Annotated in this window: 21 protein-coding genes; 13 read left to right on the plus strand and 8 right to left on the minus strand. The window is 71.5% G+C overall.

Features of this window, described 5'->3' with window-relative positions:
* The first annotated feature begins 128 nt into the window (after positions 1-128).
* The 6 genes from ACFPBZ_RS05050 to ACFPBZ_RS05075 all read left to right on the plus strand — a co-directional run bounded on the left by ACFPBZ_RS05050 (position 129) and on the right by ACFPBZ_RS05075 (position 7,184).
* Positions 129-1,595 (plus strand): protein kinase domain-containing protein, encoded by a 1,467-nt coding sequence (locus ACFPBZ_RS05050; RefSeq protein ID WP_378034918.1) that lies wholly within the window; start codon positions 129-131, stop codon positions 1,593-1,595.
* Between the two features lie 140 nt (positions 1,596-1,735).
* Positions 1,736-2,821: a hypothetical protein gene (locus ACFPBZ_RS05055; RefSeq protein ID WP_378034919.1), complete on the plus strand. Its 1,086-nt coding sequence runs from the start codon at positions 1,736-1,738 to the stop codon at positions 2,819-2,821.
* 59 nt (positions 2,822-2,880) lie between these two features.
* The gene (locus tag ACFPBZ_RS05060) at positions 2,881-5,274 is read left to right on the plus strand and encodes an ATP-binding cassette domain-containing protein (RefSeq protein WP_378034920.1); all 2,394 of its coding nucleotides are present in this window, start codon (positions 2,881-2,883) and stop codon (positions 5,272-5,274) included.
* Positions 5,271-6,068 (plus strand): FHA domain-containing protein, encoded by a 798-nt coding sequence (locus ACFPBZ_RS05065; protein WP_378034921.1) that lies wholly within the window; start codon positions 5,271-5,273, stop codon positions 6,066-6,068. Before ACFPBZ_RS05060 ends, ACFPBZ_RS05065 begins: the two co-directional genes overlap by 4 nt.
* Before the next feature lie 58 nt (positions 6,069-6,126).
* On the plus strand, positions 6,127-6,720 hold the full coding sequence (locus tag ACFPBZ_RS05070; protein WP_378034922.1) for a DUF2690 domain-containing protein: 594 nt from the start codon (positions 6,127-6,129) through the stop codon (positions 6,718-6,720).
* Positions 6,717-7,184: a hypothetical protein gene (locus tag ACFPBZ_RS05075; RefSeq protein WP_378034923.1), complete on the plus strand. Its 468-nt coding sequence runs from the start codon at positions 6,717-6,719 to the stop codon at positions 7,182-7,184. The genes ACFPBZ_RS05070 and ACFPBZ_RS05075 overlap by 4 nt, the downstream gene beginning before the upstream one ends.
* Before the next feature lie 33 nt (positions 7,185-7,217).
* Here ACFPBZ_RS05075 and ACFPBZ_RS05080 read toward each other — a convergent pair whose 3' ends face one another.
* A complete protein-coding gene (locus ACFPBZ_RS05080) occupies positions 7,218-7,631 on the minus strand; it encodes an SHOCT domain-containing protein (protein ID WP_378034924.1) in 414 nt (137 codons plus the stop codon).
* A gap of 57 nt (positions 7,632-7,688) precedes the next feature.
* Positions 7,689-8,291: a hypothetical protein gene (locus ACFPBZ_RS05085; RefSeq protein ID WP_378034925.1), complete on the minus strand. Its 603-nt coding sequence runs from the start codon at positions 8,289-8,291 to the stop codon at positions 7,689-7,691.
* A gap of 145 nt (positions 8,292-8,436) precedes the next feature.
* Here ACFPBZ_RS05085 and ACFPBZ_RS05090 point away from each other — a divergent pair, with 145 nt between their 5' ends.
* The gene (locus tag ACFPBZ_RS05090; protein ID WP_378034926.1) at positions 8,437-9,099 is read left to right on the plus strand and encodes a DUF6308 family protein; all 663 of its coding nucleotides are present in this window, start codon (positions 8,437-8,439) and stop codon (positions 9,097-9,099) included.
* A 46-nt stretch (positions 9,100-9,145) separates the two neighbouring features.
* Here ACFPBZ_RS05090 and ACFPBZ_RS05095 read toward each other — a convergent pair whose 3' ends face one another.
* Positions 9,146-9,976 (minus strand): hypothetical protein, encoded by an 831-nt coding sequence (locus ACFPBZ_RS05095; RefSeq protein WP_378034927.1) that lies wholly within the window; start codon positions 9,974-9,976, stop codon positions 9,146-9,148.
* A gap of 61 nt (positions 9,977-10,037) precedes the next feature.
* Positions 10,038-10,751 carry a hypothetical protein gene (locus ACFPBZ_RS05100; protein WP_378034928.1) on the minus strand — a complete coding sequence of 238 codons (714 nt, stop codon included), beginning with the start codon at positions 10,749-10,751 and terminating at the stop codon, positions 10,038-10,040.
* 615 nt (positions 10,752-11,366) lie between these two features.
* Here ACFPBZ_RS05100 and ACFPBZ_RS05105 point away from each other — a divergent pair.
* Positions 11,367-12,080, plus strand: a complete 714-nt coding sequence (locus ACFPBZ_RS05105; protein ID WP_378034929.1) for a hypothetical protein — start codon at positions 11,367-11,369, stop codon at positions 12,078-12,080.
* 35 nt (positions 12,081-12,115) lie between these two features.
* Here ACFPBZ_RS05105 and ACFPBZ_RS05110 read toward each other — a convergent pair whose 3' ends face one another.
* From ACFPBZ_RS05110 to ACFPBZ_RS05125, 4 genes are read right to left on the minus strand one after another with little or no spacing between them, the layout of a single operon-like run.
* The gene (locus ACFPBZ_RS05110) at positions 12,116-13,615 is read right to left on the minus strand and encodes a patatin-like phospholipase family protein (RefSeq protein WP_378034930.1); all 1,500 of its coding nucleotides are present in this window, start codon (positions 13,613-13,615) and stop codon (positions 12,116-12,118) included.
* Positions 13,612-15,231, minus strand: a complete 1,620-nt coding sequence (locus ACFPBZ_RS05115) for a GMC family oxidoreductase N-terminal domain-containing protein (RefSeq protein ID WP_378034931.1) — start codon at positions 15,229-15,231, stop codon at positions 13,612-13,614. Before ACFPBZ_RS05115 ends, ACFPBZ_RS05110 begins: the two co-directional genes overlap by 4 nt.
* Positions 15,170-17,599 carry an AAA family ATPase gene (locus ACFPBZ_RS05120; protein ID WP_378035080.1) on the minus strand — a complete coding sequence of 810 codons (2,430 nt, stop codon included), beginning with the start codon at positions 17,597-17,599 and terminating at the stop codon, positions 15,170-15,172. The genes ACFPBZ_RS05115 and ACFPBZ_RS05120 overlap by 62 nt, the downstream gene beginning before the upstream one ends.
* Positions 17,520-18,347, minus strand: coding sequence for an AfsR/SARP family transcriptional regulator (locus ACFPBZ_RS05125; protein WP_378034932.1), 828 nt, complete (start codon positions 18,345-18,347; stop codon positions 17,520-17,522). The genes ACFPBZ_RS05120 and ACFPBZ_RS05125 overlap by 80 nt, the downstream gene beginning before the upstream one ends.
* A gap of 178 nt (positions 18,348-18,525) precedes the next feature.
* Here ACFPBZ_RS05125 and ACFPBZ_RS05130 point away from each other — a divergent pair, with 178 nt between their 5' ends.
* The 5 genes from ACFPBZ_RS05130 (at position 18,526) to ACFPBZ_RS05150 (ending at position 23,881) form a co-directional block, all read left to right on the plus strand.
* Positions 18,526-19,338, plus strand: a complete 813-nt coding sequence (locus ACFPBZ_RS05130; protein ID WP_378034933.1) for a hypothetical protein — start codon at positions 18,526-18,528, stop codon at positions 19,336-19,338.
* Positions 19,339-19,512: 174 nt separating this feature from the next.
* Positions 19,513-20,079: an RNA polymerase sigma factor gene (locus ACFPBZ_RS05135; RefSeq protein WP_378034934.1), complete on the plus strand. Its 567-nt coding sequence runs from the start codon at positions 19,513-19,515 to the stop codon at positions 20,077-20,079.
* Positions 20,076-21,527, plus strand: coding sequence for a dynamin family protein (locus ACFPBZ_RS05140; protein WP_378035081.1), 1,452 nt, complete (start codon positions 20,076-20,078; stop codon positions 21,525-21,527). Before ACFPBZ_RS05135 ends, ACFPBZ_RS05140 begins: the two co-directional genes overlap by 4 nt.
* 177 nt (positions 21,528-21,704) lie before the next feature.
* Positions 21,705-23,522: a dynamin family protein gene (locus ACFPBZ_RS05145; protein WP_378034935.1), complete on the plus strand. Its 1,818-nt coding sequence runs from the start codon at positions 21,705-21,707 to the stop codon at positions 23,520-23,522.
* Positions 23,519-23,881, plus strand: a complete 363-nt coding sequence (locus ACFPBZ_RS05150) for a hypothetical protein (protein WP_378034936.1) — start codon at positions 23,519-23,521, stop codon at positions 23,879-23,881. The genes ACFPBZ_RS05145 and ACFPBZ_RS05150 overlap by 4 nt, the downstream gene beginning before the upstream one ends.
* Positions 23,882-23,941 lie beyond the last annotated feature (60 nt).

Genomic DNA, 23,941 nt, shown 5'->3' on the forward strand with positions numbered 1-23,941 from the left:
GCCCGCGTTTGGCTGCCCGCTGACTCACCCGCTCCTGACGTGCCCGCGCTGGCGGCTCCACCGAGCCGCCGGCGCGCGCCGCCGATCTATGCTCGCCCGAGCGTGGGGCCGATCGACATGGGGCGTGGATGGCGGGGGAGTTCTTCGGGCCGTACCGGGTGGGCACCCGGCTCGGCAAAGGCGGGATGGGCGAGGTCCACGAGGCCTTCGACACCCACCGAGAGCGCACCGTCGCCCTCAAGCGCCTCCACGGCGAGGACCAGGACGACCCCGACGTCCGCGAGCGCTTCCGCCGCGAATCCCGCATCGCCGCCCGGCTCGACTCCCCGCACGTCGTCCCGATCCACGACTTCGGCGTCATCGACGGCCGCATGTACATCGACATGCGCCTGGTCCGCGGCCGCGACCTCGGAGCCCTCATCCAGACCGACGGCGCCCTGAGCCCCGAGCGGGCCGTCCACATCATCGAGCAGGTTGCCGACGCCCTCGACGCCGCGCACCAGGCCGGGATCGTGCACCGCGACGTCAAGCCGTCGAACGTCCTGCTCGCCGCCCGCGACTTCGTCTACCTCGCCGACTTCGGCATCGTCCACGTCCGCGAGGCCACCGAGCAGCCCCGCCTCACGGCCACCGGCTCGACCCTCGGCACCCCCGCCTACATGGCCCCCGAGCAGCTGCGCGGCGCACCGTTCGACCAGCGCCTCGACGTCTACGCCCTCGGCTGCGTGCTGTTCGAGGCCCTCACCGGACGGCCGCCGTTCGTGGGCGAGCACATGGCCGTGATGCTCAGCCACCTCAACGACACCCCACCCCGGCCCTCGAGCCTCGTCTCGCTGCCCGCCGGGCTCGACGACGTCGTCCTCACCGCCCTCGCGAAGGATGCGGCCGGGCGCTTCCCGACGACCGGCGCACTCGCGATCGCCGCCGCGGAGGTCATCCGGCGCGACGCGAAGGCCGCCGAGTCGCTCACCGAGCAGCGGACGTTCGAGACCGCCCCCGCGCGGCCCGCTCCGCCGCGCATCCAGCCGATGACGCCGCGCACCACGCCGCCGGCTGCGTTCCGGCCCCCGGCGCCGCCCCGCCCGGCACCTCCGGCCCACCGACCCCTTCCCGACGATCGCCCGCCCGGCCCGGGTGCCGACGTCACCGGTCCGATCCCCCGCCCCGTCGTGCCCCAGGCCCCCGAGCCGCCGGTTTCCGCCCGCTCCGGCGCGCCAGCCGGCGTCGTGGCTCTCGTCCTCGCGGTCGTCGTGCCGCCGGTCGGCGCGGTCCTCGGGTTCCTCGCCCGACGGGGCGGCGACGTGCGCCGCGGGACGATCGCCCTCGCGCTCGGAGCGGCCCTGACGGTGCTCGTCGTCGTGGCCGCGATCCTGCTCCTGCGCACGCCGGCCGTCCCGGCGTCGACGGTCGAGGCGCAGATCGTCGCGCAGTCAGGTCTCACGGCGAGCCAGGTCTCGTGCCCCGACTCCCTCCCCGCGCAGGTGGGCGCCTCCGTGGTCTGCACCGTCTCCAACGGCGGCCGCACCCAGCAGCTCCGCGCGTCGGTGACCACCGTGAACGACGACCAGGTCACCTTCGACATCACCGCGGAGTAGTCGCTCAGTCACTCTTCCGTGGCTCGGTTCCAGTCTCGGGAAGAACACGGCGACAACACGTAACTGTTTCGGGGTCCCACTCGATCATCCCTTCACACGGCCGGGGGTGAGGCCGCGCGAGGGGGACGTGCATGACGAGGATGAGCGACGGGGCGCCCGACCCCGTCACCGACGTGGTGCGCGCTGCCGACCTGCGCGCCCGGGCGCCGCAGTCGGCCATTCCGACTCAGGGCGGCTCCCCGCTCCTGCCTCCGCCCCGCTCCGGCCCGCCCCCGATGGGACCGATGATCGGCCCGCCGAGCGGCCCCGCGCGTCGATCCCCCCTCGTCACCCCGCAGGGTCGCCCGACGCCGCAGCACCCATCGGGCGAGCAGCCGCCCGTCGACGAGGTATCGGTCCCGCTGAAGGTGCGGCTGTCCGCGCAGTGGCGTCACGCCCGCGAGGTAGCCAAGACCCCGCCGGGCCGCTGGACCCTGATCGGCCTCGCAGCCGTCCTGCAGGTGTTCCTGCTCTTCAGCACGGTCATGTGGTGGGCGGCCGGCCCTGGCTCGATCACCGCGTCGAGCGCCGCCCCGATGACCTGGACGGGCATTGTCTACGACGTCGGTGCCGCGGGCGTGAACCTCCGCTCTGCCACGGTGATCGACCCGGCGAACGCGGCGGACACCGCTGCCCGAGGTTCGCGTCTGGCTGTGCAATGCGGTCAGACCGGCGACGTCGTCCAGAAGGGCAACGTCAACACCGCGACGTGGTTGAAGACGACCGACGGCCTGTTCGTCTCCATGCTCTACGTCCGGGTCCCCGATCGGCAGTCCATCCCGAGCTGCACCGACTCCACCGTCGACGCCCCGCTCCTTGCCCTCGCGGACCCGGCCAACCCCGACCTTCCGCCTCCTCCTAACGGTCTGGAGGATGCGTCTGGTTCGTCGGGAAGTGGCACGATCGGCGGCGCGACCCGTTCCCGTGTGGCAGCCGCGGCCGGGCAGGGAGCGGTGGCCGCCCGCGTGCCCGCATCCGCTGCCCCGGTCGGGCCCGGCGCTCCAGCGATGCCTCCTGCTCGAGCCTCTGCGCCGACTACTGCTCAACCCCCGATCGGCTCCGGCAGCGGGGCGGCTACTCCTACTTCCGCGCCCTCGGACAGTGGTGGTGATGGCGGCGGGGGCGGCGGGGGCGGCGACGGCGGCTATGGCGGCGGTCCTTTCGGTGACTTCTTCCCCGCCGGCTGACGAGCGAGAGCCCTCCCGCAACCGTGTCCGTTGGACACGGATCCACGACAGGGAAGTCGATGACCCAGCTCGACGAGTCGGCCGAGCGCGCCCGCCCGGCTCCCGCCACACCCCTCGAGGTCCGCACCCAGGACCGCCGCGTCCTCGTCCACCCCGGCAAGCCCTTCACCCTCGGCCGCGACGAGTCGTGTGACCTGCAGGTCCTCGGCCCGGAGGTGTCGCGCCAGCACGTGACGCTGACCCACGGGCCGCGCGGCTGGGAGGTCCGCGACGAGAGCCGCAACGGCACGTTCAGCGGCGGACGCCGAATCTCGACCGAGCCGGTCAGAGGCCGCCTCACCATCGCCCTCGGCACGGGCAACAGCGCTCCGCAGGTCCACCTGCAGGCAGCACCACCCCTTCCCCGCCCGACCCCGCCGGTCGCGCCGGCACCCAGGACGCCCTACATCTCCGAGGCGGCCCAGCGGTCGTCGCGCCAGGGCAAGTTTTCCGCGGTCCACGACCTCCGCACCACCCCGGCCGCGCTCACCATCGGCCGCGACGAGCGCAACGACGTCGTCGTCGGGGACCTCCTGGCGAGCAGATTCCACGCCGAGCTCCGCCGCGAGGGCGAGCGCTGGGTGCTGGTCGACCTCGGCAGCTCCAACGGCACGTTCGTCAACGGCAGCCGGACCAAGCGACAGCCCCTCGGACCCGACGACGTCGTCGGCATCGGCCACGCCCTGCTCCACCTCGAGCGGGATCGGCTCGTCGAGTACGTCGACACCGGTGCGGTCGAGTTCCGGGCCGACGGCCTCGTCGTCCGGACCCCGAAGGGCAAGCAGCTCCTCAACCACGTCGGCTTCGGGTTGGAGTCGAAGAGCCTGCTCGCGGTCGTCGGGCCGTCCGGCGCCGGCAAGTCGACCCTGCTCCGGGCTCTCACCGGGTTCCGGCCCGCCGACGAGGGCCGCGTGGAGTACGCAGGCCGCGACCTCTACGCCGACTACGACGAGCTCCGGCAGCGCATCGGTCTCGTCCCGCAGGACGACATCCTCCACCCGCAGCTCACCGTGAAGCGGGCCCTGCGCTTCGCCGCCGAGCTCCGCTTCCCCGACGACGTGGCGGCAGAAGAGCGCGACCAGCGCATCGACGAGGTCATCCACGAACTCGGCCTGAAGGACCAGGCCGACCAGGCCATCCACACCCTCTCCGGCGGGCAGCGCAAGCGCACCAGCGTCGCCCTCGAGCTCCTCACCCGCCCATCTCTGCTCTTCCTCGACGAGCCCACCTCCGGGCTCGACCCGGGCCTCGACAAGTCCGTTATGCGCACCTTGCGGGGGCTGGCCGACGACGGGCGGACGGTCGTCGTCGTGACCCACTCCGTCGCCAACCTCGACCTGTGCGACCGGCTGCTGCTCCTCGCTCCCGGTGGCGAGGTCGCCTTCTTCGGCCCGCCCGACGAGGCCCTCGCCTACTTCGGCAAGACCGACTTCGCCGACGTCTTCCTCCTGCTCGGCGAGCGCGACGACTGGGGCGACCGGTTCCGGCAGTCCCCCGCGCACGCCCGCTACGTCGGCCGATCAAGCCAGCAACAAGACCCGAGCCGCCAGACCACGGCCGGCAAGGTCCCCGCCCGTCAGCAGTCGGTCCGACGACAGTTCTCGGTCCTGGCCCGCCGCTACCTTGCGGTCATCGCCGCCGATCGTCAGTACCTGATCTTCATGGCGGCGCTCCCGCTAGTGCTGAGCGTCCTTGCGCACGCGCTACCCGGGGAGGCCGGGCTGTCGATGGCCGAGCAGCTCCGCGGCGCGGCGGGGGCGCCGCACCTGTTGTGGCTGGTCCTCGTCGTCGGCGCGGCTCTCATGGGGAGCGCCGCGTCGATCCGCGAGCTGGTGAAGGAACGCGAGATCTATCGTCGGGAACGGGCGATCGGGCTGTCCCGCGGCGCGTACCTGGCGTCGAAGCTGGTGGTCCTCAGCGTGATCGTCGGGGTCCAGGCCGTGATCCTCGGCGTCCTGGGCACGATCGGCCGGCCACCACCGGACCAACCGGTGCTCCTCGGATCGGGCGTCACGGAGATCGTCGTGACCCTGGCGCTGCTGACGGTCGCGAGCATGGCGGTCGGCCTCGCGGTCTCGGCGCTGATCGACAACGCCGACCGCGGGATGCCGCTGCTCGTCCTGCTCGCGATGCTGCAGTTCATCCTCTCCAGCGCGCTGATGCAGATCGGCGACCGTCCCGGCCTCGGCCAGCTCGCCTGGCTCGTTCCCGCCCGCTGGGGCTTCGCCGCGGGTGCGAGCACGATCGGCATCCCCACCGGACCGGCCGCCCGCCCCTTCGACCAGCCCGACGCCCTCTGGGACCACACCGCCGGCACCTGGCTCGCCGACCTGGGCGCCCTCGTCGTCGTCACCGCGCTGTTCGTGGCCGCCACCTGGTGGCTGCTGCGCCGGCTCGACCCGGCCCGCCGATGAGCGCCCCGCCGATGGCCCTCCCCCGGCTCCGCGCCGCCGACGGCCGCACGCTCGAGGTGACCGGCCGCGTCGTCGTGGGCCGCGACGAGACCTGCGACCTGCCCTTTCCCGACGAGGCCCGGCTTTCGCGCCGGGCACTTGCGGTCGTCCTGCAGGCCGGTGGCGCCCTGCTGACGTGCCTGAGCCGGACCCACGGGCTCGTCGTCGACGCCGACGGCGCCGTGTCCCGGCTGCCCCCGGCCACCGACGACGGCCCGTCCGCCGGCTACGTCCTCACTCGGGGCAGCGCGACCGTCAGCGGACCCGCGTGGGGCGCCTCGTCGTTCTCCGTGACCGTCACCGCGGTCGCCGCCGCGCCCGTCGTCCTGACGATGGACCCGGCCGGCACCGTCACCCGCGAACCGGTCCGCCTGCGCACCGGCACCAAGGAGTTCGTCACCGCACTGATGCTCTGCCGGCACCGCCTGCTCGACGCGACCGACACCGCCCCACCCCCCGAGGTCCCCCAGCTCACCCGCGCCGTGCTCGAGGCGACCAACAGCTGGCACCTCCTGCACGCCCTCGCCCACGACGAGGCCACCCGCAAGCGGCTCACCGGCCGCATCCATGAGCACCTCAAGGCGCTGCGGGTCAAGCTCGTGCGCGGCGGACTCGCCGAGCGCGGCGCCCGGCTCACGCCCGCGGTGATGGTCGACCTGCTCCTCGCCGCCGGCACCATCACCCGGTCCGACCTGCGCCTTCTCGACGACGAGGCCTGGCTGCGCGCGCAGGAGGCCCAGTGGTGGGACGCATGACGGCCACCCCCGAGCTCGGGGATGGGGACCGCCCCGCGATCTCCCTAGCGTCATTCGCATGACGCTGACCGACATCGCCCCGGCCCGCCGCTCGCACCCGGAGTCGTTCCGGACGACCGCGATGCCCTCGACGATGACCGCTCCGCTCACCGCGTCGGTCCCCACGCCTTCCCGACGAGTGCCGTGGCTGGTCGCAGTGGCCACGCTCGGGGTCGCGGCGGCCGCCGTCACCGTCGTGATCGGCAGTGGCGGTTCGTCGGTGGACCCGCTGCCCGAAGCTCGCGTGTCGCTGATCGGCGCCGACCCCACTGCCTCAGGATGCTCCGACGACGCCCGCACCCTCACCAGCCGCGTGCTCACCGCGCAGCGGGGTCGGTTCGAGGTGCCGATCGGGATGCTCGAGGTCCGCGGCTCGGCCCGGTGTGGCACGGCGTGGGCCCGTTACACCGTGAACGCGTCGGCCCCGGTCTCCGCGGTCGCGATCGAGGGTGCCCCGCGGCAGGAGGTCCCGCTCGTGACCACCGGCCGGGTCGCCCACGGCGTCACGCCCATGGTTGACGCCGACCCGTCGGTCCACGCCGAGGTCGTCCCGGCCGCTGGCGCTGACCTGCCCAGTCGTCAGACCGACCCGCTCCCCGGAGGAACCTCATGACCCGCGGCGTGCTCGTCGCCTGGTGCGGGGGCGGCGTCGCCGTGCTCGCGATCCTCGCGGCCCTGTTCTGGCCGATGACCGCCGAGCTCGCGCCCACCCCGGCGGCCGCTTCGACCTCCGCGCCCGCGGTGCCTCCTCCCCCGGCCGCGACGCCGCCGCCCGTGACCGCCGCCGCTCCTGAGCTCGAGGCGGTGACCACCTCGCGGGCTCGGACCGCTCCCACGACGCGCCCCCGGGCCGCCTCACCCGCGCCCGTCGCGCCAGTCCGGGCTCCGGCAGCTGGCGGTGCTGGCAGTGGTGGTGGCAGTGGCACGAACTCCGGTGGGCCGATCAGCACCGGGCCGGCCCCTCCGAACGCCGGTGGCGGAGGGGGAGGCGATGGCGGCGGAGGCGACGGCGGCGGCGGCGACCCCGGCGGCGGCGACCCCGGCGGCGGCTTCGGGAACTTCTTCCCGGGCGGCTGAGCTGCAGCCACTTGAAGTGGAAGACGCTGCTCTTCAGCCGAGCCCGTGACGCGCCAGGATGCGCTGCTTGGCCGACTGGAACTCGTGGTCCTCGAGCACACCCTGGTCCCGGAGAGCAGCCAGCTTCGTGAGCTCGTCGGCGATGCTCGGCGCGGACTGTGTCACCGCCTGCGGAGCCGTGACCGTCGGCCGCTTCGCCTCGCCGATCCGAGCGCGCATCTCGTTCAGCCGTGGGAGCGCCCGCTGGTAGACATCCCGCGGCAGCGGCAAGGTGTTCGACAGGGTCCAGGGGTCGCTGGCGTCGGCGTTGCGCGACTTGTTCGTGCCTCGCCAGTAGTCCTCGTTGGCCGCGCCGCTGTAGCTCGGGGTCAGAACCTCGATCACCCCCGTGAGCATGCCTGCGTTGTACTCGATGCCGGTGATCTCGGCGTACGGGAATGTCGTCACACGGGCCCCCTCCGAATGAGCCGGCCATCATGCTCGTCATCGCTCCGACCTTGACGATCACAACCGGTCGGCGAAGGCACCGAGGACTCCCGCCGTCCCCGAGCCGATGACGAACCACGGCACCTCGCCCAGGGAGCAGTGGTCCTTGAGCGCCTTCCATGCCTTGTCGCTCGGCGTGGTGCCGATCACCTCGACGCCACCCCAAGCCGTCTGCGCGCGCAAGTCGAGCTCGGCCTGGTGCTCCACGGCCTGGTGCTCCACGGCCTGACGAACCTGTGGCGCGACCCCCGTCAGCCCCAGGTGCCGGGCGACTCCGAGCACCATCTCTTGGTCCGCAGCAGGAATGTCCCCGAAGCTCAGCTCGGCGCCTCCGCGATTGGTGACCGCGAGGGTGTTCGCACCGAACGTCTTCTTGACGATGTCCACGCGCCCGATCGCGTCGGCGAGTACCTCACGCTTGAAACCTGTCGTCTCGACGTCGCTGCCAAAGAAGGCGACGAGCCGCGCGTTGGTGACGACGACGGCGTCGCACTGCGGACGGAGCATGTTGGTCCGCGACACCGCGGTAACGACCTCCCCGGGGTAGAGCCGCGGAGTGACGGCCGCGAGCCACTTCGTGGCGTGCCGCTCCTTGACCTTGCTCCCGATCATCGGCTGCATCGACGAGTCCCCCTCGGCGGATGCGTGAGGGGCGACCTTACGAAAGTCAACGATGACGCGGGGACCTGTAGGGGGCTTGGGGCATGGGTCCCTCGTCTGGTGGACGATCCGCCTCACTTGCGGTCCCCACTCCTACGGTCCTGCCATGTCGAGCATCCCGTCATGGTTGGCTGCCGCTGGAGAAGGCTCCGAGCTGCACAAGGAATGGTGCCGAGCGACGCTCGAGACCTATTGGAGGCGGACAGCGCACGGTCGCCCCCTCTACTCCGGCTCCCGCTTCGACGACCTCGGCGACAACCCTCCCAACCACCTCGTCGCGGACGACATCGTCGCTGTGTCCATGCTCAGCGTCGACGTCCCCGCCCACGCGACGCTGCGCTTCCTCGACGAGTCGGCCGCCGAGATCACCCGCCTCTTGACCGCCATTCCAGCGGACGTCGATCTCCACGAGGCAGGCGTGGGCCTCGTCGATCACGGGTCTCCCGCCGACGACCTCTGGTCCTTCCTCCGCACCAACGGCGACACCCCGGGCGCCGGGCCGGTCACCACGTCGAAGCTTCTCGCCCGCAAGCGTCCTCGGCTCCTACCCGTCTACGACGACGTCGTTCGGGGAAAGCTCGGGCTTCGCGGGCCGCAGGAGCACTGGCTGGTGGTGCAGGGCCTGCTCCGCGAGGACCCTCGCCGGGTCGACGTTCTTCGCCGCGCCCGAGAGTCCGCCAAGGGTGTCCCATCAGGCGTCGCGCTGTTGCGTGTCCTGGATGTTCTCCTCTGGATGAGCGACGAACGCCGCTGCCCGCCCCCTTCGTAGCTGCCCGGCGAATGGCGCGTACGTCATCGACCAGGCGATGGCGGGGTCAGCGAGTCGTGCGCTGCTCGAGCAGACCCACGAACTCCGCGATTGCGAACCAGTTCCGATTGGCAGGATCGGCGATTGCCACCTGATAGAGGTGAGTTCGCCACTCACCTGATTCGAGCTCCTGGCCCAGCGGGGCTCCGGTGAGCCCGCCCTCTCGACCCATCCAGCCGTAGGCCAGTGTCCCAGCACGAAATGCTCGTGCGATCTCGGAGCCGGTCAGGTGGCCGTCCGCGTTGCGGCTGAAGTTTCGTGGGGGCGACACGAGCTCTGCATGTCGTCCAAGGGCTTCGTCGAGCACACCGATCCAATACGCCGGCCCGATGTCGCGATAGGACTCCAGGACCTGCTCCCATCGCACGAGCGGCACGCCGAGGTCCACATCAACCTGGTACGCGGCGGGGAGGAGGGCGACGTGTCTCACGAGCGGCGCCGGGATGTGAAGGCCCCGCGTCATACATTCGACGATGCGCCCCTGAGCACGGAGCTGCTGAGCCAGCCCGCGAGGGGAGGGCTGGTCGAACATCTTCGCTTCGACGACGAGGAGCCAGCCGCGCCCGGCCAGCACGAGATCGGGGGTGTCCTTCTCCTGCGGGAGAGGCGCGAAGAGTGCTCGTTCTTCGGTCGTCCTGACCGACTCGACGAGGCTGTACTCGGTAGAGAACTGAAGGCCCTCGAGTCCTACATCAGCCGGCACGCCGCACAGAACGAGGAAACGCCTCAGATGAGCGAAGCTGTCGGCAGCGACGATCATGGGCAGGACGGTCCCGGTGTAGAAACGTTCCTTGCGATTCAGCGGAAGCCGGTGGGCACTGGATGCGGGGATGATCACGGAGCGCCCCGTTGGTGAATCTCGAAGCTAATCCTCAGGCTCCTTCTTCCTGGCACGGTGGTCAACAGAGCTCCTTGACTCCGCTGGTGTAGTCCCCGCAGCTGAAGGTGCCGTCGGGACGCCCAGTGCTCTGAATGTTGTCGTGGTGCACTACGGAACCGTCAGAAAAGCGTAACGTCGCATCGCAGTTGTAGACCGGCGGGGCGCCGAGGTTGGGCGCGAAGTAGGAGCAGCGGATCTCGGACACCGGGGCTCCCTTGCGGAGGAAGTCGACCGTGAAGCGGTCCTCCACCTGCCCGGGAGAGGCGTACCCCGGGAAGAGGACCTGGTCGCGAGCGGCGACCACAGCTGTGAACGACGAGGTGCCCGAGAACGACCTCACGACGGGGAAGAACGCTGCGATGACGAGGACGGCCATCAGGACCGCCCGGACAGCGTGCACCGCTCCGTCTGGCAACACCCAATCCACCGCAGCGGCCCGCGCGCCCTCGTCTATCAAGCAGACCATGGCGAACGAGAACCCGATCGAGCCAACGGCTGACACGAGGGATGGGATGGACATCGCGAACTGACTGGTGTCGTAACCGAGCCACGTTTGGTACGCCGTCGACACCCAGAAGTCCACGAAGAACCACGCCGAGACGATCCCGGTGCTCGTCATCACGAAAGCCACGTCGAGGCGGGCTACCTTGGCCATCGCCAAGGCGCCGGCCGACACGACCAACGTCCAGAAGAACCACCGCGGGTACGTGACCACCAGGTTCAGCAGCGTCATCAGCATGTGGCTCCCGAGAACGACCGCGACGCCTGTCCACCAGGACCAGGTGCGGTCCCCGAGGAACGTCGGTCGACTACCGAACTCGATACGAGGAGCGTCCGCCCGCTGATGTCGTGAGGCCCCTCCCCTACCTGCTATCGACACCGTGGGGGCGTCGAGCGACGTCCGGGCGGGCGAAAGCGGCGGCGCCTGCCGCGGTACCTGGCGGTCAGGTCGGGCTGCAGGTGCGCCGCACATGCCGCAGTAGGCGTTCCCGATTCGATGTAGCTGATGGCCGCGTACACACCGTGCCGACCCGTCCACCGGCGTGTGCCCTGGCTCCTGTGATGCCATATCCGCTCCCCCTGCGGTCGCCCTGCAGCAGACCCAACGGTCGAGCAGCGCACACGTGACGGAGCCGCACCAGGCTCCAGCGCGAAGCGCACGATCTCAGCGGCTCACCGCGCCGCACTGCAACCTCGATCATCGACCGTGACTAGCGCTCCCCCGACGACCTGCCAGAGCCACGTTCTCTGCGCGAGGTGTCGCCGTAACGTTGCTGCGTCCGGTTCGATACCTCCCGCGAATGGCCGCCAAGTGATGCGGCCGAGCACATCTCGTCGGGGGATTCACGTGCGCCACGCCGCCATCACGCCTGCCCGCTCCAAGGCCCGCCTGGGCTTGCGGCGACCCGAAGCCGTCGGTTCCGGGCGCCACAGCGCCCGGGACGCGGTAGCGCCGGGGCTGCTCGACGCGCCGACCGTGTCGATCCCCCGAGTACACACGTCGTGTTCCGTCGAGGACGACGTCTTCGCCGGTCGCGAGCACGTGTTCGCCGTTGGTGGCGCCGGTCGCACGCCTCGCGAACTCTGGAATAGCGCCACCCCGCGTGCCCGAGCAACGACCGCCGTCGGAGCTGCTCTGGCTCTGCTGTCGATCGGCATGACAGGCGGGCACGACAACTCGGCTGCCTCGGCCTCCAGCAGCACCTCCACGAGCGCATCGAGCAGCCGGAACACGACCCCGCTCGGATGCGACGTACACGAGGTCTACGAAGGCCCGTGGAACACCGCCACCGATGACCCGTTCTGCACCCAGCGGAAGCTCGCTGCGAAGTTGTGCGACCTCGACGTCTACGGGCAGCCGCGAGTCGCGGGGACCCTCCAGCTCTGGTCGGGCAGCGAGGGCCAGGTCATCCTCAGCGGTACTACCTCGACGATGACCTTCCGCTGCACCGACTACTCCACCGAGGCGCACACCGCTACGTTCACGCTCGACGAGTGGGACGACCTCATCTCCCCCGGCTCGATGACCTCCACCCTGAGCCGCGAGCTTGCAAACGCCTGAGGCGGCCGTCGCGGCCGATCGTCGGCCCCACGAGGTCAGAACGGTGAATAAGTGATCAACTTGCGCGCCGCGACGTCCCATAGGCTCCCGGCGAACAGGGCGCCGTAGCGCGCCAGGCCGCCCAGTTCTGCCTTGAGACTCGGTCCGGAGGCCCTCGCCGTGACGAACTGGGATGCGACGTCCCGAGCCGTCATCCAGAGCAGGCCCGTCGCGATCGGGTCACCGCCGTCGTCCGGGCCCACCCACCCGTCCATCACCCGGCACTGCAGCTTCATCGCGTCGCGCACGGCTTCCCAGACCGAGTCAGATGACACGTTCTTGATGCCGATCAGGGTCAAGGCCCGGCCGGTGTGGGGAGTCCGGAGGTGCAGGACGTAGACCATCCGCTTGCACGTCGGATTCACACCGTCGTCCTCCTCGATGACGCCCCGGTCCTCGACGATCTGACGGGGCCCGACGACGTCGACGAGGATGTCGGCGTATCCGTGCTCGACCGTCGCGATCCCGTCGAGGATCGAGCAGGCCACCGTGCCGGACACCGCGAGACGTTGGCGCCGGGCGTTCACGAACTCACCGCTGTCGGCGACGGTCAACCTCAGGGAGGCCTCGGCCTGGCGGCCGCGCAACCGCCCGGTGAGGTGGTCGGAGAACCGCAACTCCACCTCGGAGTCGTAGTAGTGACTGCGATCAACCGGGGTGAATGGGATCCCGTGGTCGTCGCACCAGTTCCGTCCGGCCCGCACTCCCTGCTCCACCCCGCGGTGGAGACGATCTCCGTTGACCAGCGCGAGGTAGTGGATAGGCACCTCGGCACGGAGAACCTTGACGTTCACCTGCCGGCCGAAGAGGACCGCACCGTTCTCGTTGTTCCACCGGATCCGCTCGAGATCGGCCGCCAGTGTTCCGTTCGCCGAGACCTCGAGGGCGTGGAAGAACTGCGCCAGGACCCCCGGCATCCACTCGGGGCGTCGGCTGACCGTCCAGATCACCCAGATCTCGGTTGCGCCGCGCTCGATGGCCTCGTCGATGTTGGCGTCGGTGTCGAACACGGCATCGGTGTAGAGGTTCGTGCCGATGGGGACGGGTGGGAACCACACGGCCTGCGAGAGGGTCGCGACGAGCTTGTCCTCGGTCATCTCGGCCGCCGTGAACACCCGGCGCTGCCCCAGGGTGCGGTCGTGCGCGGTGAACGTGGCCTCGACCGTTGATGCTCGGATCCGATCCCAGTCCAGGTCCCAGCTGGGGAACACGGTGTCGCGGTAGGCGTCCATCGTCACCAGCGACCTCCCGCTGAGGATGCCTCGCCAGTCGAACGAGACCCCGTCGAGCGGGCGCATCTGGCGCCAGAGGTCCGCGATCTGCAGCCCGCTCTTGCCATCGCAGAGCAGGGCGAGATTGAAGGCGCCACCGCTGCAAGCGTCGTAGTGATCGAACTCCAGGCCCGCCTCCTCGAGCCACACCTGGAGCACCCCGGCCTGGAAGGCGACCTTCAGTCCACCCCCGGCGAGCAGCAGTGACCGCACGGGCGCCGTCACGAGACCGGCAGCGGGTCGGGGTAGACGGGCACGGTGCCGAGCCCCGGCGTGGTCCAGCCGGGATCGTCGATCAGCAGACGGGCGAGGCGCTCGGCGTTGCGCTCGGCGACGGCGGCGATGGTGTGTGAGGGGTTCACGCCGGTCGCGGCCGGGATCGCCGCCCCGTCCAGTACGTACAGGCCCGGCGCGCCGAACACCTCACCGTGCCGGTCGACGACGCCCATGTCGGGGCTGTCCGCCATCACCGCGCCACCCAGGCTGTGCACCGAGACCGGAACACGGGTGAGGCGTCCGGGATCCACATCCCCGGCCTCACCCAGGGCGAAGCCGATATCGGAGAGGTAGTCGCGCTCGGCGTCGTAGAACGCGGCGTTCTCACGGGTCGGCCAGTCGACGGTGAGGGGGTCTCCGCACCAGCGACGGGCCCGGACACGGCCGGTCGCGCTGTCGCGGCCCATCGCCAGCAGTATCGCGACGTGTCCCGGCTGGATGGTGAGATCGTCTACAGGCAGCGCGCGGTCGTGGCGGTCGGGACGCACTCCGGTCTCGGGATCGAGCACCGAGAAGGCCGGGAAGCCGCCGTCCTGCACGAGGAACCAGGTGCCGCCGTCGTCCGACAGCACGGAGGTGGTGATCGCCGGGCCACGGGTGGGCTCCCATTCCTTCTCGACGCCGAGGGAGGCAGTGACGTAGTCGCCGTTGGCCGAGTAGTGCTCGCCGAGCATCGGCGACAGGTCACCCAGCTGTTCCCCGTGCTTGAGCAGCAGCCCGGTCGTACCTAGGGCACCCGCCGCCAACACGAGCGTGGTGGCGAGGACGACGGTGTCGGTGTTGAGCTTGTGGTCGCGGTACACGATCCGATAGCCCGATCCGGGCTCCCGGCTCAGCGCCGTGACCTCACAGCGGGCCCGCACCACGGCCCCGTGTCGGACCGCCAGGGGCAGGTAGTTCTTGTCCAGGCTGTTCTTCGCCCCGAAGTTGCAGCCGACGCTGCACTTGCCGCAATGCCGACAGCCCGACTGCTCGGCGCCGAACTCATTGATCCATCGGTAGCGGGGGTCGCCGAAGTCGACGGCGAGCGGCGGATGGAACACGTCCTTGCAAGCGCCGAGCAGGTCGGCGGCGCCGCGGAGCAGCCCCGCCTTCGGTGGCAGCGGCCAGTGCTCCTGCGCCTCGTCCTCACAGGCCCGCCGCAGATGGAGCATGGCGGACACCACGTCGTAGTAGGGATCCAGTTCCTCGCGCGACCACCCCGAGGGCCAGCGGTCCCCGAAGCCATCGGCAGGCAAGCGCAGGTGGACGTTGGAGTAGAGCAGTGATCCCCCGCCGACCCCGGCGGCCGTGACCACGTTGACGCCGCGCAGGAGTCGCACGTCGAAGGGCCCGTGTTGTCCCTTCCAGAGCCAGTCGTCGCGCGCGTCGCGCGGGAAGTTGCCCTGGTACTCGCGCCCCCGCTCGAGCACCAGCACGTCGCACCCCGCCTGGGCGAGGCGGCAGGCCGCCACCGCTCCCCCGAACCCGCTCCCGACCACCACCACCTGACGCCGCTCGACCTCATCCACGCTTCTCCCCCATCCCCAGTGGCAGTTCGACGTCGTCCCCGTCCAGCACCGCACCGACCCGCCTCGCCGCGTCGATCCACGGCGTCCACCCCAGCGAGGTCGCGAGCTTCTCCGCCGCGGCGACGTCGGTCCGCGCCGTCCCCACGTCGCCGAGCGTCATCGCGGCGATCCCCGCGAACAGCGCCGCCGGCCCGTTGATCACGGCGCCGTAGCCGAGGATCACGACCGCGTCGGGGTCGGCGGGCAGCTCCGAGCGCACGAGCCGGGCGGTCTCGTGATCGTCGAGGCTGAACGCCGCGCTCGCCGCCATGCACAGGGCCGGGCGGTCGAAGAGCCGGCTCGCGGTCGCGGCACGGCGGTCTCGGAAGGACGCCAACAGGGCCGACGCCCGCTGGCGGTCCCCACCCCGCGCCCGAGCGACCGCGGCGGCTGCCGCCCAGGCGGGGATCGTCGGGTTCTCGGTGGCGGCGCCCTCAGCCAGGTCGCCCAGCGAGTCGGCCGTCCCCGTCATCCAGGCCTTGATCATCAGGTGCACGCCGAAGGCCGGGAGAGCGTCGCCGACGCCGAGCTCCTGTCCGAGCTGCAGCGAGGCCCCGGCGGCCGCGTCGGCCTGGTCGTAGGCGCCGCGCGCGAGCAGCAGCGCCGACTCCAGCACCTCGGTCGCCCAGATCAGGCGCGGCCGGTGCCAGCGGCGGGCCTCGACGGCGAGGGTGTCGCGCAGGGCGAGCGCCCGGTCGACCTCGCCCGCGCCGAGCGCCGCGGTGAGCATCAGCTCGGTGGCGTCGAGGACGATCGTCGGGTCCCCGGTGCGGCGCGCCAGGTCCAGCGCCTCGCCGGCCAGGTCGAGCCGTCGGGCGGCGGGCTCGGGGCCCTCGACCAGCTGACGGACCTCGAGGGTCCGGGCCCGCGCACGGACCTCGATCGACGCCCCGACCTCCGCGGCCCGCTCCCGGATCTCGTCGACGAGCTCGGGACGGGCGACGCCAGCCAGCGACTCCTCGCGCAGCAGGGCGACCAGCAGCTCGAACCGCTCCCGCGGCGGCAGCGCCACCGTCTCGGCCCGGTGCAGCCGGGCCAGGCGCCGACGGTCCCCGGAGACGGTCCGGCCGAGGGCCTCGTCCCCCACCGCGGCCTTCACGACGAGGCCCGGATCGGCCCCCGCACGGGCGAGCGCCGCGTCGAGCAGGTCGTCGGCATCCTCGATGCGTCCCAGGCCCGCGAGGGCGAGGCCGCGGTGGACGTCGAGCACGGGGTCGTCCTCCAGCCCGGCCGCCTCGAGGAGCTCCAGGGCCTCGGCCAGGGCGCGCCGCTCGTAGGCGAGCACGCCCGCATCGCGGCGGGCCAGGGCGACCTCCCGGTGCGGGAGCCCGGCCCCGAGGACGTGCCGCAGCCGCACGTAGGCGTCGTCCTCCGGCTGCGGACACCCCAGGCGGGCGCGGTGGAGCTCCTGATGCACGGCCGGGGGCGCCGCCTCGCGGACGGCGGCGGCGATCAGTTCGTGGCGCAGGTCGACGACGTCGCGGTCGGTGGCGGTGAGCCCTAGCGACGCGGCGGCCCGCAGGTCGTCGAGGACGGCGAGGCCGGGACGGTCGAGCACGGCGGCGAGTGCCGCCGTGGGGACCGGGCGCAGCACGGCGAGGGCCTCGAGCGCCCGCCGGGCCGCCGGGTCGAGGGCCGCGAGCTGGTGGTCGAACAGCGCGCGCAGCCGTGGCGGCACCTTCCCGACGACGGCCGTCACCGCGGCCTCGTCGGGCTGGGCGACCAGGACGTCGAGCAGGGCGGCGACGTGCAGCGGGTGACCACCCGCGTGCCGCGTGACGAGCTCCCCCAGCCGCCCCGCGGCTTCGTCGGGAAGGCTGGTGAAGCGGGCGCGGACGAGCTCGGTGACCGCGGCCGGCGACAGTTCCGCCAGCTCGAGGAACACGGGCTCGGCGTGCCGGGCGAGGTCGGCGCGGCACGCGCTCCAGTCGGCGCGCACGACGACGTCGGGGACGCGCGCCGCCACCAGGACGACGACGTCCGGCGGCAGCCCCTGTCGGACCAGGCCGGTGAGGGCGCCCAGGGAGGCGGAGTCGGCGCGGTGGGCGTCGTCGAGGGTGACCAGCACGGGACCGTCGGCGGCCAGCTCGGCCAGCCGACGGCGCACCCACGGCACGGGCGCGCCCGCAGGCCCGGTCGGCGGGACCCCGAGGGCCTCGATCCAGGCCGTCAGCGGGGTCGCACCCTCGTCCCAGGCGCCCCGCACGACCTGCCCCGGCGCCGCGTCCCGCACGGCCGCCAGGAGCGTGGACTTGCCGATGCCGGCCTCGCCCTCCACGACGACGAGGCGTCCCTCTGTCGGGTCAGCGGTGGCGGCCCGGGCGATGGCGGCGAGCTGCTCGTCGCGACCGACGAGACGCCGGCGGGACGCGGGTGGGGCCAGGCGTGCTCTCCGCGCGGTCGAGGAGCACCCGGCGGTAGGCGTCGCACAGCTCCTCCCCCGGCCCGACGCCGAGCTCCTCGGCCAGGTGCCGGCGCGCGGCGAGGAAGGCCTCGACGGCCTCCTTCGGGCGCCCGGCCGCGTGCAGGGCGGATACGAGCAGGGCGTGCCAGGCCTCGCGGTCGGGGGCCTCGCCGGCGAGGGGCACGACCACGTCGACCGCCTCGAGCGGCCGGCCCAGCGCGAGGAGAGCCCGGACCCGCACCTCGACGACGTGCTGGTGGCGGGCGTTCGCGTGCTCGCGGAGGACGTCGAGGCGCGGGCTCGAGACGCCCGGCCAGGGCTCGCCGCCCCACTCGGCGAGCGCGCCGTCGGCCGCGGCCAGCGCGTCGGCCGGCGCCTCGACGGACAGGGCGAGCCTGGCGAGCCGGTGGAAGCGGCAGAAGTCGACCCGCTCGGGTTCGAGGTGCAGCGTGTAGGAACCGGAGGTCGCGGTGAGTCTGTCCCGCGGGATCCCGAGCCAGTCCCGCAGGCGGGTCATGCGGGTGTGGAGGGTCGCGTCGGGGTTTCGTGGCGCCGCGCCGTCGGCCCAGAGGTCGGCCACCAGGGCATCGCGAGTGATCGGGGTGCGGGGCGCGGCGGCGAGCAGGACGAGGAGGTGCTGCATCGCCAGGCTCGTCGGGACGCACTCCCCCTGCCCCCGGTCGACCGCGACGCGGCCGAGGAGACGTACCCACAGGACGTCCGTCATGCATCCCCCTGGATGAACGGCTTCCCCCAATTCGTCGCCGAGAGTAGGTCAACAACTCGACAATCGCGACACCGCCACTCAGTTGGAGCAATCCGATGGCGGACAATTCGCACTCGCGGTCACCCGACCACTGATCCTGTAAGCGGAGCGAAAGCGCCGGCTGGTGGGCTCAGGACCCATGACCGCGGACGAGCCGACCTCGCTCGACGAGCCGCTCGAGGAACTCCGGCTCGCGCTCGCCCTCGTCGACGACCCGCTCCACCGTCCCGCGGTGATCCGACTGCTGGAGCGGGCGGACGGCTGGGCTCGGTGGGACACCGACGCGATCTCCGCCTCCGCCGTCACGCTGCACGGTCCGGCGATCGTCTGGTGGTTCGACGTGCTGGACCACCGCCCGGACTGGTCGGACGAGGCCGATCGCCTGGTCCGGGACCGCGCCTCGGACCTCCTCGCGGTGCGACGGGACGCCGTCCTCGGCAGGCTCACCTCTCCTTCCCGAGGACCGGGGCCGCACGGCGCCGCCGCGGTCGCCGAAGTGCTCCGCATCCTCGGTCCGGTCCCGGCCCTCGAACGGGCCTGGCTGCGCTGGATCGAGGAGGGTCGCTTCGACGGAGCCCATCCCGACGATGCGGGAGCGACGACCGTGCATGCCCTGGCCGACACCCTCCGCCGCTGCGTTGCGGACGGCGTGCTCACCGAGGACCACGCCCTCGTCCACGGGGCGCTCGCGTACTGGTCGGAACTCCTCCGCAGCTCCGACCCCGAGCGTCGTCGCCGCGGGCTCCGCGTGATGGCCGCGCTCATCGCGCTGCGGCACCGGTTCCCGGCGGCCCTGCCGCACATGGTCAGGCGCGCGTTGCGGCACGACGCGTCCCCCGAGGCCTCCCTCGTCCGGTCCGGGGTCGACGCGCTCGTCAACGGTGACCTCGGGCGACTCATCGAGGTCGGCGAACGCCTGGCCGCAGCCTTGGACTTCGGGGGTTTGCCGTGATCGCGACGGAGCGAGCGCGTGACCCGTAGCTCTTCGTGCGCGCTGACCACTGTCACGTTCCGCTTCACATCGGCGGTAACGCCAACCCACAACACACACGAAAGAGTCACCAGTGGCCTTCAGGATCGAGTCCTGACCACCCAGAGTGTTGATGGCCCGGGGGGAAGGGGCGTCATGGTTGTTCCGCGCGTTGAGGACGACGTCTCGGACACCGAGCTTCGGACGCACGCCGCATGCGGTGATCGACGTGCCTTCGAGGTGCTGTTCGAGCGACACCGCAGCCGGCTCGTGGGGGTCTGCCGTCGCATCACATGCGACGAGCACGACGCGCAGGACGCGCTCCAGGAGACCCTCATCCTCGCCTGGCGGTCACTGAAGTCGTTCGACGGCAGGTCGGGGATTGGCACCTGGCTCTACCGAGTCGCGGTGAACGCGTCGATCGACGAGGTCCGGCGTCGGAACCGACGTGCGACGCCGACGGAGGAACTGCCGGAGCGACCGGTGGACCGGTCGGAGGTTGACGGGGTGTCGACCCGTCTCGACGTCGACCGGGCTCTCAGGCGTCTCCCGCCCCAGTTCCGGGCGGCGATCGTATTGCGTGAGCTGTGCGACTTGTCCTATCGCGAGATCGCCGAACTCCGGGACGTCCCCATCGACACGGTCAAGTCGCAGATCTCCCGCGGTCGGCAGGCGCTGGCCCAGGAGCTCGGACCCGTTGCAGCCACATCGGGGCCGAGATGATCGGCCCACTGACGCGCGAGCTCGTCCGGTCCTGTCGATCCGGAGCGGACGAACTCACGGCCGGGAGGTCCCGGGAGTCCCTCCTGGCACTGGCAGAGCGGCTCGCCGAACCGCGCATCCGAATTGCCGTCGGTGGACGGATGAACGCCGGCAAGTCGACGTTGGTGAACGCGCTCCTGCGGCAACGCCTCGCCGCCACCGGCGCTACCGAGACCACCACACTCGTCACGTGGTTCCGCTACGGGCACCAGGACCGGCTGCGACTGCACCTGCGCGATGGGACCACCCGGCTAGTCCCGGCGGCTCCTGGGGGCGGCGTTCCCACGAGCACGACGGGGTGGAACCTCGACCCGGCGGAGCTGACGCACATCACGGTCGAGGCGTCCAACTCGGCGCTGGACACCAACCACACGATCATCGACACCCCGGGCCTCGACTCGATGAGCAACCTCGACGAGGCGTCGCTCGCCGCCCTGGCTCACGCAGACGCCGTTCTCTACCTGATGCCGCACCCCGGGGAGAAGGACGCCGAGGCCGTGGAGGCCGTCCGCGCCTGGAGCGGGAGCACACATTTCACCACCGCCTCGATCGTCGGGGTGCTGAGCAGAATCGACACGCTATCCGCCGGCGGCGAGGACCCGTGGCCCGCCGCACAGCGGGTGGCTCGCCGCTACGGCGAGGACCTCGCGTCGTCGTTCTCCGAGGTTCTTCCGGTGTCGGGGCTGATCGCCGAGACCGCTCTCGGTGGCGAATTCTCCGAGTCCGACACCCGGGCCATCACCACTCTGCGCGCCACCGACCCCTTCGATCTCGAGGACGCGCTGTCCTCGGCCGACGCCTTCCTCGAGTGGTCCGACAGCCCGATTGCGGCTCTCACCCGGCGTCGCCTCGTCGCCCTGCTCGGGATGTACGGCCTGAGGGCTGCCGTCGATCTCGTCGAGCAGGGGAACACGTCGACCCGCTCTCTGCTCGCCGGTCTTCGTCGTCTTTCGGGCATCGACGCCCTGCTCGAGCGGGTCCGACGCGACTTCGTCGTCGACGCCGACCGGCTGCGCGCGACGGCAGCAATGGCAACCATCCGGGATCTGCCGTGGACGACCTCGCCGAGCGAAGCTCGCGTACTCCAGCGGGTCCGCGCCGACGTCGACCAGCTCTGCCTTCATCCCGCGATGCGCCAGGTCGGGCTGCACGGTGCCCTGTCCGACGTTCGCTCCGGTCTCCTGCAGCTGGACCCGGCCGATGTGGAGCAGTTGGAGTCCCTCGCCGGAGGTCACGACCTGCGAAGTTGTCTCGGCCTCGGTCCCACGGCCGCCGAGGACGAGGTGGGGCGAACTGCAGATGCCTACATCGACCGTTGGCGGACGCTCGAGATGCGACCGTCCCGCCGGCTCCGACGCCACGCGCGAGCAGCTCGCGAGTTGTGCGAGCAGATGTTGTTCGCGAGCTGAAGGCGGCCGAGCGGAACATTTCAGGGGCAGCCGGCCGTCCAAACCCCGTGCAGTCCGTGCCGGCCCCCGCGCCACGCCTCCCCGAGGCAGTCGACCATGTCCGCTGAAGCTCCCGGCGCTGCAGCGACCGACGGTCGCAACGCACCACGACGTCGGCCCCACCCGGCGGCGGGCGACGTGGCGGACCTCGCGTACGCGGTCGCCGGTGCGGCCGCGGAGGACGGCCAGGGCGAGCTCGCGACCGGTGTGTGGAACGAGCTCGGCCGTGCCGGGGACCGCACCGCGTCCGTCGTCGCGGTCGGCGAGAAGAAGCGCGGCAAGAGCTCGTTGATCAACGCTTTGGTGGGGACGCCCGGCCTCCTGCCGGTCGACGTGGACGTGGCGACCTCGGTGCACGTGACCGTCGACCACGCACCGGTCCCCTCGGCGCGGGTCTACGACGGATCCGCCCCAGAGGGCCGGGCACTCGGTCTCCATGAGGTCGCCGAGTACGCGGCGCTGGATCCCGCCACGGGGCGGACCCGCCACGAGGGCGTGAATCAGGTGGAGGTCTTCAGCCCCTCACCGTTGCTGGCGCGCGGCCTCACGCTGATCGACACACCCGGAGTCGGTGGCCTCAGCGCAGGTCACGCCGCTGTCACCCTGGCGACGCTCGACCGTGCCGACGCGCTGCTCTTCGTCGTCAGTGGGCACAGCGAACTCACCGCGTCAGAGCTCTCATTCCTTGAGCGTGCGACCGCTCGCATCTCGGTCGTCCTGTTCGTACTCACCCAGTTCGACCAGGCCCCGGAGTGGCGAGCCGTTCTGGCCCGCAACCTCGAACTCCTCGCACGCCACACGCCCCGCCATGCGAACGCGCCCTGGTTCGTGGTCAACAGCCAGGCCCGCGCCGACGTCGAACGCGCTCGATCGGCGGGCCGTCCCGACGTGGCTGAACGCCGCCTGGCAAGCAGCGGTCTACCCACCCTGGATGCCGCCCTCGCAGGACTGGCCGCCGAGGCGGACGCCCTTCGACTGTGGAACGTCGTCCACCGATGCGCTCAGGTGGCGGACGCTCTGATCGTCTCGGCGTCGCGCCGCGCCGACTCCTTGACGCTCGACCCCGGATTCGCCGAGCGAGTCGGACGGGAGAAGGCGGCTCTCGCCGCCCTCCACGGGCAGGGCGCGTCGTGGCGGACCGTCCTCGGTGACGCCCTGGCTCTCGCCGACCAGCACTGCCGCCGGACGCTGAACCGTGAGGTGGAGGACCTGCGGCTGCAGGTCACGGAGCAGCTCGATGCTATGAAGGGCACGAAGGGTCTTCAGCAGGTGATCGACGGGGTGCCCGACCGGATCAACGGCATCTGGATGACGGTCACGCACCAGCTGATCGACGAAGTCGACGCCGCCGCGGAGGCCGTGGTGAGCGCCGTAGGAGCGTCGGGCGTCGACCTCACCGAGCTGCTCCCGGAACGGCCGGGGCGTCTCGACGACCTCCCCGATCCCTCCCGGCGGAGACCGAACCAGAGCTTCGTCGAGCACGGGATGATGGCGATGGGCCTGGGGAGCGTTGTCGGCAGCCTGGTGTCCGTCGTCGCCACCCCGCTGGTCGGGATCCCCGTCGGCGCTGCCGCCATCGGGCTCGTGGCCCGTGTCCGCCACTCCCGAGAGGGCGCAGCCCGCTCCCAGATGGCAGCCCGCCAGTTCCTCGACAGGGCGGCGGTGCGCGTCCAGACCGAAATCCCACCTGCTGTGCAGGAAACCCTGACCAGCGTGAAGGGCCTGATCATCGCGCACGTCTCGTCGCACGTCGACGGCCGACGTACGGAGATCGAGGCCGCGCTTGCTGAGCACCAGAGGCTGTTGAAGGCTGAGCGGGACGCGGTGGGGCGGGCGAGGAAAGCCGCCGACGAGCGACTCGCCCATCGTCGAGAGCTGAGGACTCAGGCGAACGCCATCTGGCGACGCCTCGCCGCCACACCGCCGGCGGCCCCTGCATCAGGGACGCCCCGATGACCAACTGGCTCGACATGTCGCAGTACCCGGCGACCGACCCCGACTCCGTGCTGACAGCTGATGAGACACACCTGCTGCGATCACTGCTCACGCAGCACATTCCGGACGTCGCCGACGAGCTCTGGCGCCGGATGCTGGACATCACCTGGACCGTCGGCCTCGAGGTCGAGGTCGAGAGCAACGACGACCACGACCACGACCACGACCACGACGTATCCACCCATCTACACGATGAGGGTCAGGCAGAGGTGGGAGACGGCGCCGTGGTGACGGACTGGGACGGCACGGATACCGCGAGTGCATTTCTGGATCTCGATGTCGCCGACCTCCCGGGCAACATGAGTGACGACGCCGGATAATCTGGAAAGCCGAGCAGAATTCCGAAGATCCGGGAACATCCACTCATTCGAGGAACGTCC

This window comes from Actinomycetospora atypica, assembly GCF_042653685.1.
Taxonomy (GTDB): Bacteria; Actinomycetota; Actinomycetes; order Mycobacteriales; family Pseudonocardiaceae; genus Actinomycetospora; species Actinomycetospora atypica.